At 41.3% G+C, this 11611-nt stretch carries 10 protein-coding genes and 1 pseudogene; 1 reads left to right on the top strand and 10 read right to left on the bottom strand.

What is annotated here, in order from left to right:
- From NI462_RS02430 to NI462_RS02415, 4 genes and pseudogenes are all read right to left on the bottom strand, one after another.
- Entirely contained in the window at window positions 1-696 is a 696-nt protein-coding gene (locus tag NI462_RS02430; RefSeq protein ID WP_004279923.1) for a methionine ABC transporter permease, read from the bottom strand.
- On the bottom strand, window positions 693-1718 hold the full coding sequence (locus tag NI462_RS02425; protein ID WP_253158902.1) for a methionine ABC transporter ATP-binding protein: 1026 nt from the start codon (window positions 1716-1718) through the stop codon (window positions 693-695). Before NI462_RS02425 ends, NI462_RS02430 begins: the two co-directional genes overlap by 4 nt.
- A 76-nt stretch (window positions 1719-1794) precedes the next feature.
- Window positions 1795-2670 carry a MetQ/NlpA family ABC transporter substrate-binding protein gene (locus NI462_RS02420; RefSeq protein WP_253158899.1) on the bottom strand — a complete coding sequence of 292 codons (876 nt, stop codon included), beginning with the start codon at window positions 2668-2670 and terminating at the stop codon, window positions 1795-1797.
- 604 nt (window positions 2671-3274) lie between these two features.
- A pseudogene (locus NI462_RS02415) lies at window positions 3275-3837 on the bottom strand (GNAT family N-acetyltransferase).
- Window positions 3838-3904: 67 nt separating this feature from the next.
- Here NI462_RS02415 and NI462_RS02410 point away from each other — a divergent pair.
- The gene (locus NI462_RS02410; RefSeq protein ID WP_253158897.1) at window positions 3905-4945 is read left to right on the top strand and encodes a hypothetical protein; all 1041 of its coding nucleotides are present in this window, start codon (window positions 3905-3907) and stop codon (window positions 4943-4945) included.
- A 57-nt stretch (window positions 4946-5002) separates the two neighbouring features.
- Here the strand turns inward: NI462_RS02410 and purD are convergent, their stop codons facing one another.
- From purD to NI462_RS02380, 6 genes are all read right to left on the bottom strand, one after another.
- The gene (gene purD, locus NI462_RS02405; protein ID WP_253158895.1) at window positions 5003-6286 is read right to left on the bottom strand and encodes a phosphoribosylamine--glycine ligase; all 1284 of its coding nucleotides are present in this window, start codon (window positions 6284-6286) and stop codon (window positions 5003-5005) included.
- Window positions 6287-6418: 132 nt separating this feature from the next.
- Window positions 6419-7993, bottom strand: coding sequence for a bifunctional phosphoribosylaminoimidazolecarboxamide formyltransferase/IMP cyclohydrolase (gene purH, locus NI462_RS02400; RefSeq protein ID WP_253158893.1), 1575 nt, complete (start codon window positions 7991-7993; stop codon window positions 6419-6421).
- Window positions 7994-8088: 95 nt separating this feature from the next.
- A complete protein-coding gene (fis, locus tag NI462_RS02395; RefSeq protein WP_001086304.1) occupies window positions 8089-8358 on the bottom strand; it encodes a DNA-binding transcriptional regulator Fis in 270 nt (89 codons plus the stop codon).
- Window positions 8359-8756: 398 nt separating this feature from the next.
- The gene (locus NI462_RS02390; protein WP_253158891.1) at window positions 8757-9632 is read right to left on the bottom strand and encodes an MJ0042-type zinc finger domain-containing protein; all 876 of its coding nucleotides are present in this window, start codon (window positions 9630-9632) and stop codon (window positions 8757-8759) included.
- A 15-nt stretch (window positions 9633-9647) separates the two neighbouring features.
- Window positions 9648-10553: a 50S ribosomal protein L11 methyltransferase gene (prmA, locus tag NI462_RS02385; protein ID WP_005100866.1), complete on the bottom strand. Its 906-nt coding sequence runs from the start codon at window positions 10551-10553 to the stop codon at window positions 9648-9650.
- Between the two features lie 131 nt (window positions 10554-10684).
- The gene (locus NI462_RS02380) at window positions 10685-11572 is read right to left on the bottom strand and encodes a bile acid:sodium symporter family protein (protein WP_253158889.1); all 888 of its coding nucleotides are present in this window, start codon (window positions 11570-11572) and stop codon (window positions 10685-10687) included.
- Window positions 11573-11611: the final 39 nt, after the last annotated feature.

The following is an 11611-nucleotide window of genomic DNA, read 5'->3' as shown; positions in this document are numbered from 1 at the left end:
TTAACGAAGTCGGGATAACCAGTCACCGAGGCTTTGTACAATCTGCACTAGAATCAGTAATACAATCACCGTCATGATGACTACAGAGGTATCAAAACGCTGATAACCATAAGAAATCGCTAAGTCACCAATACCCCCGGCACCGACAGCACCGGCCATTGCCGTTGCACCAATCAAACTGATGGTAGCAGTAGTCAAGTTTAGAATCAGGGAACTACGCGCTTCCGGCAGAATAAACTTAAAGATAATCTGCATTGGCGTCGCGCCCATGGCTTGGGCAGATTCGATAATACCCTCATTCACTTCGAGTAAAGATGTTTCAATCAGGCGACCAATGTATGGACCGACATAAATGGTTAATGGAACAATCGCTGCCCATGTACCAATCGATGTGCCGACAATTAACTTGGTCAGTGGAATCACCGCAATCAGCAAGATAATAAATGGCAATGAACGTAGCGCATTCACAATCGGATTGAGACCGTGATAAATCACACGATTCGGCAGAATCCCATTCGGACGGGTCACCAGTAAAGTAATCGCCTGAATGAAGCCCCAGATACAGCCAAACAGCATCGCGAAGAACACCATATGAAAGGTTTCTTGCAATGCTGTCACAAACTGATCTATCGACAGGGAGCTTTTCCAGAACGGCGCAGTGATCGTTGTCAGCCACTGTACAATTAAATCTCTCATGCCTGTACTCCCGCCTGATCGACTTGTACGCCGTGTTGTTCAAGGAATTTTATTGCTGCTTGAATTTCTTGTGCATCACCCAGTAGCTGAATAAATATCTGGCCAATCACCGTGCCATTAATTTCGGTCATATTGGCAAACAGAATATTTAAACTGATATCAAACTGTTTAATCACCGCTTGAATCACGGTTTCCTGTGCTGAGCTACCAAGGAATTTCAGGCAATAAATACTGTTGTGATTCTGGTTTTCCAGATTATTCAGAATATTGACTGGTAAATGCTGCTGTAATACGGTCTGAATAAAATTCTTGGTCGTCGGGTGCTGGGGCTGACTGAATATTTGTAAGGTACTGCCGGTTTCAATCACATCACCTTTTTCCATCACGGCGACATAATCACACACGGTTTCAATTACATCCATTTCATGGGTAACCATAACAATGGTGATGCCTTGTTCTTCATTAATTTTTTTAAGTAGCTGTAGAACAGATTTGGTGGTTTGTGGATCAAGTGCAGAAGTCGCTTCATCACAGAGTAAAATTTTTGGATGATTGGCAAGGGCACGGGCAATACCAACACGCTGCTTTTGACCGCCAGACAATTCATCTGGAAAAGCATGACGTTTATGTTTCAGGTCAATAAAGTCTAATAATTCTTCGAGGCGCTTTTCCCGTTCTGCCTTGCTCCAGCCTAGGAGTTTCATGGGCATTTCGATATTGGCTGCCACGGTTTTGGTTTGCATTAAATTGAAATGCTGGAAAATCATGCCGATGCTGGCACGTTCTTGACGCAATGCTTTGGCATCCAGTGCGGTAAAATCTGTTCCGTTAATGATAATCCGGCCTGAGCTTGGGCGCTCAAGCAGGTTGATCAGACGGATGAGGGTGCTTTTACCGGCACCACTATAACCGATGATGCCAAAAATACTGCCGGTTGGAATCTGAAGATTAATCTGATTCAAGGCATGCAAGGTTTGACCCTTAAGCTCATACTGTTTTGAAATATCTTTAAATTCAATCATAGTGTCAAAAACTGCATCACGGATAAAAAAACAGGCAAGAAATCGTCCTTGCCTGTTCTAAAAGTCTATTATAGTACTATTCTGATTCAGTTAAATACGTCACCGGTTTGTTTACCGCAACTTTCGTACCACCAAAATGTTCATCAACATATGCTTTTACTGCTGGCGTATGATACAACGTACCCACTTTTTGCAGGACTGGATCGTTTTGACGGTCTGCTGCAACAGCTAATACGTTGACATTCATTTTTGTGCTTTGATCGATTGGCTCATAGTAAATCGCATCTTTCAATACGTTTAAACCACCTTCCATTGCCAGGGTATTGCCCAGCACAATCGCATCAACTTCATCTTTTACACGTACTGCAGTCGCCATTTGAATTGGCTTAATCACGATTTGTTTTGCATTTTCGGTCACATCAGAAGTTGTACCTTTGACATTGTCAAAACCAGCTTTTAATTTAACCAGACCTGCTGATTGTAAAAGTAATAATGCACGTGATTCGTTTGCGCCGTCGTTAGGAATAGCAATGGTTGCACCAGTTTTAAACTCGTTTAAAGATTTCACTTTGCTTGAGTAAATACCCATTGGCTCTAAATAAGTGGTAGATAGAGGTACAATTTTGGCTGTGTTGGCATCGTTGTAAGCCACCATATAGGCATAAGACTGGAATGCATTCACATCAATTTCTTTGTTGGCTACTGCCGTGTTCATTGACACATAGTCAGTAAAATTTTTCACATCAAGTTTGATACCGGCTGCTTTGGTTTCAGGCAGGGTCGCGATATAACGCCATACGTCTGCATCTGAACCGGTCGAAGCCATAGTTACAGTTTGAAGACCATTAGCATCTTTGCTTTGCGCTGCATCAGTGGCAGGCGCTTCTTGTTTACCACACCCAGTTAAAGTCAATACAGAGGCACTCAAGATAACGCCAAGTAACTTTTTCATGAAATTGTCCTAATTCTATTCTTGCCTAAAGTATAAGCATTTTTAAATCGTGTTAAATAAGAGTTTTATTACGATCTAAGTAGGTGGCTTGATCATTGCTGAGGAGGGCTTGAGATCGGAAGATGCAAGCGTGCAGCAACAGTTCTGGTGAACTTGATCAAGTCAGAGGCAGCCCAAATCTGATGTACTTGATCTATTTTGGAGAGAGAAAATAGATATTTTATAAGTACATGCCAAGGTTTATGTGCTCTGAAGTTACGGATATCATAGCAATAAATCTATATTCGATATACTGGATAGAAAAGCCTTGCTTATCTCTTTAGTCGAATATAAAAAAAGATCTTTTAAACAAAATGTTAATTAAAACAATATATTATTTATATTGAAAATATAGTTTTAATGGATGTGTTTAAATAGTGATCTTTATAAGATTTTGTAAGATAGAAATATGAAAAATGTATATAAATAAATATAAGAAAAATATCTTATTTTGGGGAAATTAAGGAAATTCTATCATTAACGAGATAAATCTTTCCTTTATATTAACTTAAGCGAGTCAGTATCTGATCTTGGTTTCCTCTGGTCATGATACTACAAGCTTGTTTTAACAGAAGGGAATATACAGATAATCTGAACGCTGTTTTTCATAGAGTACGTGTCTACACAAGATATGATCGGCAGGTACAAGTGGATGATCAAACTCTCCCACTTTTTCTAAGCCAATATTTTGCATGACACGTTCTGAGGGCGTGTTGATGCAGGCAGTAAAAGAAATGACTTTCTCTAGGCGCAGGGTTCTAAAGGCATATTTCAGTACAGCTTTGGCTCCTTCAGTTGCATAGCCTTGGTTCCAGTATTGCGGTAACAAGCGCCAGCCAATTTCAGGGGCATCGGCAATTTTAAGCTCAGGTGGATGCACGTGTAAGCCAATAAAACCGATGAATTCGCCTGTAGCTTTGAGTTCTACGGCAAAGAGTCCCCATCCACGTGTTTCTATGGCAGTACGAATACGTTCAAGAAATGCAGTTGCTTCAGTCGCATCGATTTTTTTAGGGAAGTATAGCGCATGACCTCGTCATCTGCACACATTTGGATAAATGGGGCAGTGTCGGAATCTTGCCATTGGCGTAGGATGAGGCGAGGGGTGGTAATTGAAGCTGATGACATATACTTAGACCAAGATATAAGATGTTATCTATTAATCATTAAAATTTAATATAACATGGATGAAATTATGTTGGATGATCAACAGATTCAGAATCAAGAAACGCAAGTTTGTAGTAATCCTGCTTGGATGGTTCATCTAAAACCTTTTTCAGCAATCATTAGTGAACAACAACCTAGGATTAATTTTTCATTAGATCAGATCAATAACAATGATTATGAGGGAATGCAACTATCAAAAGTAATCGGAATTCTTTCTTTAGAAAGTGATGATAGTTTAGGTGCTTTAATTAGTTATGACGGAGCAATTGCAATCCCTCAAAGCGAAAATTTTCCAACACGCATTGATGGTATTACTAAATTAAATGAGATTTTGTGTTGCCTGTTATTAGGTGGGATCCATGCAGAGGTCTTGCATCCTCATGAGTTAGATGTAGGTACATTATATGAAAAGCGAAGTTTATTTTCTAATTTGCCATCGCTTCATAATCAATTAAGGTGCAATTGGGCATCTATATCTGAACGATATCTACCGTTGATGCATCCTAGAGTTTTACATTTTAATGATCTAAGACTCGCTTATAATGCTGGGCAGGAAATAATTAAGTCAATTCCATCTTTTACACCATTCTTTCTATTAAATGGTTATACATCTTTAATTAATCAAAACAATAATGATGCGCTTAATAATTTGTGGATTGTAGGTGAGCAAATTACAGAAATTTTATGGAAGAAAATTTATATTAAATGTAAGGATAGCTATCCAAGACAAGTAAGATGTTTACATACAACATGGGAAGAAGCTAAGTTTTTAAAAAATATAGCAACTAAGCATAAACTTTTAAGGTTAGCCAAAATTATCTCAAGACAAAATTATAAGATATTAGAGAGTGCTCGAAAATCTCGAAATAAACTAGTGCATAGTGGAAGACGTCCAGAATATGAAGTAATTTTTGAATTGTGGGGAATATTATCCGAGTTGCTTGAGCTAGCTACTTGTAGAAGAAATATAGGTCTTAGAAAAATAAAAGTCGGGAAAGAATTAAACTGGAGTAATCCACAAGATACTAATTTTGATGAATGGAAAGAATTAGTAGCTCAAATGAAATAAAAATTACTAATTAAAAACCCCGCACTTAGCGGGGTTTTTACTTAACCAAAATTTAGATTAAGCATTTTCACGCGCAATCGCACGGTAACCAATATCTTTACGGTATTGAACGCCGTCGAATGTCACTTTTTTGCAAAGTTCTAAAGCTTTTGCTTGTGCTTCACCAATGGTATTACCCAGTGCAGTCACGCAAAGTACACGACCACCAGCAGTCACGATCTCACCATTTTCATTGGCTTTAGTACCTGCATGGAACACTTTCGCATCTGCCATTTCAGTGTCTAAACCTGAAATCACATCACCATTGCTAGACGTTTCAGGGTAGCCACGTGACGCAAGTACGATACCGACAGTCTTGCGCTCATCCCATTCAGCTTCCGCAGGTAAGTTACCAGCAATACCAGCTTCAACCAAATCAACTAAAGATGATTTTAAACGCATCATGATTGGTTGAGTTTCAGGGTCACCAAAACGGCAGTTAAACTCGATCACTTTAGGTTGACCTTGTTCATCAATCATCAAGCCTGCGTATAAGAAACCTGTGTAAACATGACCATCTGCTTTCATGCCGTCAACAGTCGGACGCATCACTTCTTTCATGGTTTTTTCAAATACGTCAGCCGTCACAACAGGAGCAGGAGAGTAAGCACCCATACCGCCAGTGTTCGGACCTTGGTCGCCTTCAAAAATACGTTTATGGTCTTGAGAAGTTGCCATCGGCAAGATGTTGTCGCCATCAATCATACAAATGAAAGATGCTTCTTCACCCGCAAGGAATTCTTCGATCACAACGCGAGAACCTGCATCGCCAAACTTGTTACCTGCAAGCATGTCATCAATTGCTGCAAATGCTTCTTGATTGGTCATGGCAACGATTACGCCTTTACCTGCAGCAAGACCATCGGCTTTGATCACGATTGGCGCGCCATTTTTCTCTACAAATGCTTTAGCGGCATCTACTTCAGTAAACACGTCATAGAAAGCAGTTGGAATGTTGTGGCGTTTTAAGAAATGTTTTGCGAATGCTTTAGAGCCTTCCAGCTGTGCAGCAAATTGCGTTGGACCCCAAATTTTTACACCCGCTTCACGGCAAGCATCAACCACACCATTCACAAGTGGTGCTTCAGGGCCGACAATGACAAGTTCAACTGCATTGCTTTTTGCAAAGTCGATAATCGCAGCATTGTCTAAAATATTTAAGGCAACATTTTCGCATTTATTTTCAGTGGCTGTACCTGCGTTGCCCGGAGCAACAAAGACTTTAGCGACTTTATCGTCTTGTGCGATTTTCCATGCCAATGCATGTTCACGACCGCCATTACCCAAAACTAAAATATTCATCGGTTCATACTCCATGAATCGAAAATGACATAAAGTCCTCAACCTGAAAATAGGAGAGGACTTTATGCAAGATTAGAAATCTATTTTACTCAGCATAATTAACTGAATATACATCATGAGCTTCGTCAAAACTTAGTGACGGAAGTGACGCATACCAGTGAAGACCATTGCAATACCAGCTTCGTCAGCTGCTGCAATTGTTTTTTCATCACGCATAGAACCACCCGGTTGAATAATGCATTTGATACCTGCTTTGGCAGCGTTATCAATACCATCACGGAATGGGAAGAATGCGTCAGATGCCATTACCGCACCTTCAACCACTAAACCAGCATGTTCAGCTTTGATTGCAGCAATACGGGCAGAGTTGACACGGCTCATTTGGCCAGCGCCGACACCGATCGTTTGACGGTTTTTGGCATAAACAATCGCGTTAGACTTCACGTATTTCGCCACTTTCCAAGCGAAGATCATGTCATCGATTTCTTGTTCAGTCGGCGCACGTTTGGTGACTACTTTAAGATCATCTTTCGTGATCATGCCCAAGTCTTGATCTTGAACTAACAAACCACCGTTTACGCGTTTGTAGTCAAGTTGCGATTGACGCGCATCGATTGCTGGAAGTTCGCCACATACAAGTACGCGTACGTTTTTCTTCGCGCCTGTTACTTCAAGAACGCCTTCAGCAACGCTCGGTGCAATGATCACTTCAACGAATTGACGATCTACAATCGCTTGTGCAGTTGCAACGTCTAATTCACGGTTGAATGCAATGATGCCACCGAAAGCAGATTCAGGATCTGTTGCATACGCAAGATCATAAGCTGCTTGAATACCGTCTAAAGATACTGCAACGCCACATGGGTTAGCGTGTTTAACGATCACACAAGCAGGCTTCGCAAATGATTTCACACATTCAAGTGCTGCATCAGTATCTGCGATGTTGTTATAAGAGAGTTCTTTACCTTGAAGCTGTTTCGCTGTTGAAACAGAAGCTTCAGTCGCTGTGTCTTCTACATAGAATGCAGCAGCTTGATGCGGGTTTTCACCGTAACGAAGGTCTTGAACTTTGTTCAATTGAGTATTGAAAGTACGTGCAAATTTGTCTGCCTGACCTTCTTCTTTACCTACGCGAGCGCCTAAGTAAGATGCGATCATGCCGTCATATTGAGCAGTATGTTCAAATGCTTTTACTGCTAGGTCAAAACGAGTTGCATGAGATAAAGCACCCTCAGCTTTAAGCTCGGCAACGACAGTTGCATAGTCAGAAGCATTTACGATGATACCTACAGATGCATGGTTTTTTGCTGCAGCACGAACCATGGTAGGACCACCGATGTCGATGTTTTCGATAGCATCAGCAAGTGAACAGTTTGGTTTGGCTACCGTTGCAGCAAATGGATAAAGGTTTACAACGACTAAATCAATAGCATCAATGTTGTGTTCAGCCATCACAGCTTCGTCTAGACCACGACGAGCCAGGATACCCCCATGAATTTTCGGATGTAGTGTTTTTACACGGCCGTCCATCATCTCTGGAAAACCTGTATGCTCCGAAACTTCAACTACAGCCACATTATTGTCTTTCAACAATTTGTAGGTACCACCTGTAGATAAAATTTCTACCCCTAGAGCAGCAAGTTCTTGTGCAAATTCAACAATACCAGTCTTGTCAGACACAGAGATTAAAGCGCGTTTAATAGTCATGATCTTCGTCACAGTTTTCAAGGAACAGAATAAAACAAAATCAGCAATTTACAGTTTAAAAAAAATGCCTGCGGAAGCCGCAAGCATTTTATCATTTATTCACTCATTAAACCGTGAGCTTTTAACTTTTTACGTAAAGTACCACGGTTGAGTCCGAGAATCTCGGCAGCACGTGTTTGGTTACCACGTGTATATTCTAGAACTACAGATAGAAGAGGTTTCTCCATTTCTGCTAGCACCATGTCGTATACCTGAGATGGTTGCTCGCCCTGCAGTTGTGCAAAATAGTGGCGAACTGCGCGATCTACGTGGATACGTAAAGCAACATCAGATTGTGCAGTAAAAATAGGAGATTTGCTATTCATGCGAATTAATCCGAAAAACAAATATCACTTGGGTAAAGTGATATATAAAAGTGGTCTAGAAATTGAAATGAACTCCATTTTAGATCCTAAAACGGAAGTTCTAAAACTTAGTCATTACATTGAGCCTGTAGCTTGACACATCTCTGCGATTTGGTCGAAAAATAAGCGTAACAATAGTTAAAGTTTTGTTACTGACCAAAATCAAAACAAAAAAATCTGCACGATACGCAATAAATTTTATAGCGCATTAGGCAAGACTGTATTTGTTGTGAAAAAGTCGCGAGGAGTTGCAGCACATAGCTTTCGTGGCGCGTATCATACCATTGTCTAAGCAAAAGTGAGCAAGAAAACTGCATTTTTTTTAACTTTTTTTAATTTTTTAATGCTTTCTCAGCAGATTAGGGGCGAATTATTTCCAAAGTATAGCGATCAAAGCTTTTACGATCGACTGGAAGCTTAAATTTGAATTTAAACGGGCTGTTTTTTGGGATGCGCTGAATATTGACCAGACTTTCAATCAGGTACTCTTCGGAGGACAGGTTATAAGTTGCAATCACTTCACCGCGATGTTCCAGATTGATTCTTAAAATCGGTAAGGCCAGGCTACGGTCATGAAAATTGATCAGCTCACCGCTAAACTCAGCTTCATTATTACCGGTTGCCTTGATTTTGACTTTATTGGCCTGAATCAGTGTGTAGTATTTTTCCAGATTGGAACAATTAAACACTTCACAGGCAGTGTTAAAGGCCAGGCTCATAACGTGACTGTTTTTGATGTATTGCGGATTGAACCAAAAAAATTGAAACAGCAGCAGGCTAAACAGCGACAGATTGAGTAAACTCCAGCCTATATAGTACATTGGCCCGCGCTTAGCCTGCTTTTCTGCCTGATCTTCCCAGTTCATGCTCGGTAGGACTGAAATCGGTTCGGTACTGAAATAATTCAAGTTATTTAAATAGGTTTCCAGATCAATATTGGAATGTTCAACTTTTTGGTCAAAAATCTGTAGCAGGCTATGACGATGCTGCTGATCCGTGTGATAAACACCTGGTCTATTTTGAGCATCAGTTTTGCTGAATTCGCTGGAGCTCGACTGAGCGTGAGACATTGAGGCGGTGACCGAATTCCGGGTTTCGGTCACCAAATGCGATAAGGCATTAAATGAGGTGGTACATTTGGGACAGCAAACCATACCCTGCGCAACGGTGAGTTGAGCAACTGTGACCTTATAGGTGGTGGAACAGGTAGGGCAATGGGTTCTTTTGTCACTCATGGATTATTTATAGGCTCATTCATTCTTATGGCGTTTACCCGAGATACGGCACCAGTGCTCATCTCGTTTTTCTACTTCTAATATATCAAAATAATTTGAGTAAATGCTAGTAACATCAGCAACTTGCTCTTCAATTACTCCGGCAAGTGCGAACTGTCCCTCAGATTTAATTAAAGTTGCGAACTCAGGAGCCAGCATCATCAGTGGTGCTGCCAGAATATTGGCAACAAAGACGTCAGCTTTGGTATTGCCGAGCTCATCTCTAAATTCTTCTGGCAGTCCGACATAAAGCTTGTCCAGTACGCCATTCAGTTCAGCATTTTGCTGGGTGGCCAGTACAGCTTGTGGATCGATATCAGTGGCATATGCTTTTTTCGCACCTAAGAGAAGTGCAGCTACCGCGAGAATGCCTGAGCCACAGCCATAATCGATGACAATTTTATCTTTCACATCAATCTTGCCGAGCCATTGTAAGCATAGGAAAGTTGAAGCGTGGTTGCCTGTTCCGAAAGCCAGACCTGGATCAAGCTTGATATTTACCGCATCGGCATCAGGTGCTTCCATCCACTCCGGTACGATCCAGTATTTATCAGCAATCTGAATTGGCTCATAGGCATCCATCCAGGTACGTTCCCAAGCCTGATCTTCAATCAGTTCATGACGGATTGGGGCATCTGGCATTTGTGCACGAATAAAGGTTTCTAGTGCAGCAACATCAATTTCTTCGCCTTCTTCCTGCGCATAAATACCAGTCACAATCACTTTATTCCAAAGTGGTGTTTCACCTGGAAGTGGTTCCAGCAAATCCTGGTTTTCAGCATCATCCAAAGTCACACTCACTGCGCCTAGCGAGCTGAGTAATGTCTCAGTAAAATCAACCTGAGCCTGTTCAACCGTAATATGAATTTGTAACCACTTCACAGAAATAACCTTTATACATTTTTCAAAAAGCTATTGTAACGGAAGTTCAGACTCAACGCTGCTATCTTCTTGATCCATTCCCAAAATAAAAAGGATGCCTGAGGCATCCTTTTAATCGTTCCAGAGATTATCTAATCCATATTTGTTAAAGGTGTTTGCGCCGGGAGTGGTGCAAGCCGATTCAACAGACTGCCAAAAATTGCAGCAAAGATATACATAAAAATAGAATAAACCGCGGCTGGCATTGCCACAGCAGCACTACCGATCACGGTCAGGGCAATGGTCATGGCGAGGGTGCTGTTATGAATGCCAATTTCAAATGCACTGGCACGGGCTTGAGCGCTATTAATATTCAGTAGTCGCGGAATCAGATAACCAATACTCAGGCTCAAGATGCAGAATAAGGCAGTCGCTAGACCAACCTGGGTCAGGTATTCGCCGATATTTGTGCGTTCTTTAATAAGTGTGGCAATAATAATCAGCACCAAAAAGCCAATGGAAAAAATCCGCAACGGCCGATTCAGTTTTGCTGTCACGCTTGGTGCATAGCGCCGAATCAGCATGCCAATGCCCACCGGAATCAGGATGATCGCAAAGACTTGCAAAATCTTGCCGAATTGCAGACCAACTTGCTGGCTATCTTGCATAAAATGTATGATCGAAAAATTAATAATTAAAGGTAAGGTAATCGCTGCGATGACTGAATTGATTGCAGTCAGTGTGATATTGAGAGCTAAGTCACCTTTGAACAGGTAGCTAAACAGGTTGGCCGTTGCACCCCCGGGCGAAGCCGCCAAGAGCATTAACCCGACCGAGAGTAATGGTGATAAAGTGAATAGCTTGCAAAGCAAAAAGGCAATGCCAACCAGAATAACCAGTTGGCAGAACAATGCTATAAATACGGCTTTGGGGTGGCGAGTGACACGGCTAAAGTCCCGAGGCGTTAGTTCAAGACCAAGCCCCATCATGATGATTGCAAGTGCTAGTGGCAGTAATATCGTTATAAGGCCAGAATCCATCTGTATGCTCCTTGTCGAAAATTGTTTTAATACTTCTGA

This window comes from Acinetobacter lwoffii (assembly GCF_024129715.1).
GTDB classification, from domain to species: Bacteria; Pseudomonadota; Gammaproteobacteria; order Pseudomonadales; family Moraxellaceae; genus Acinetobacter; species Acinetobacter lwoffii_U.
Note: the sequence above shows the minus strand (reverse complement) of the source record. Positions and strands in the feature narration are given on the sequence as shown.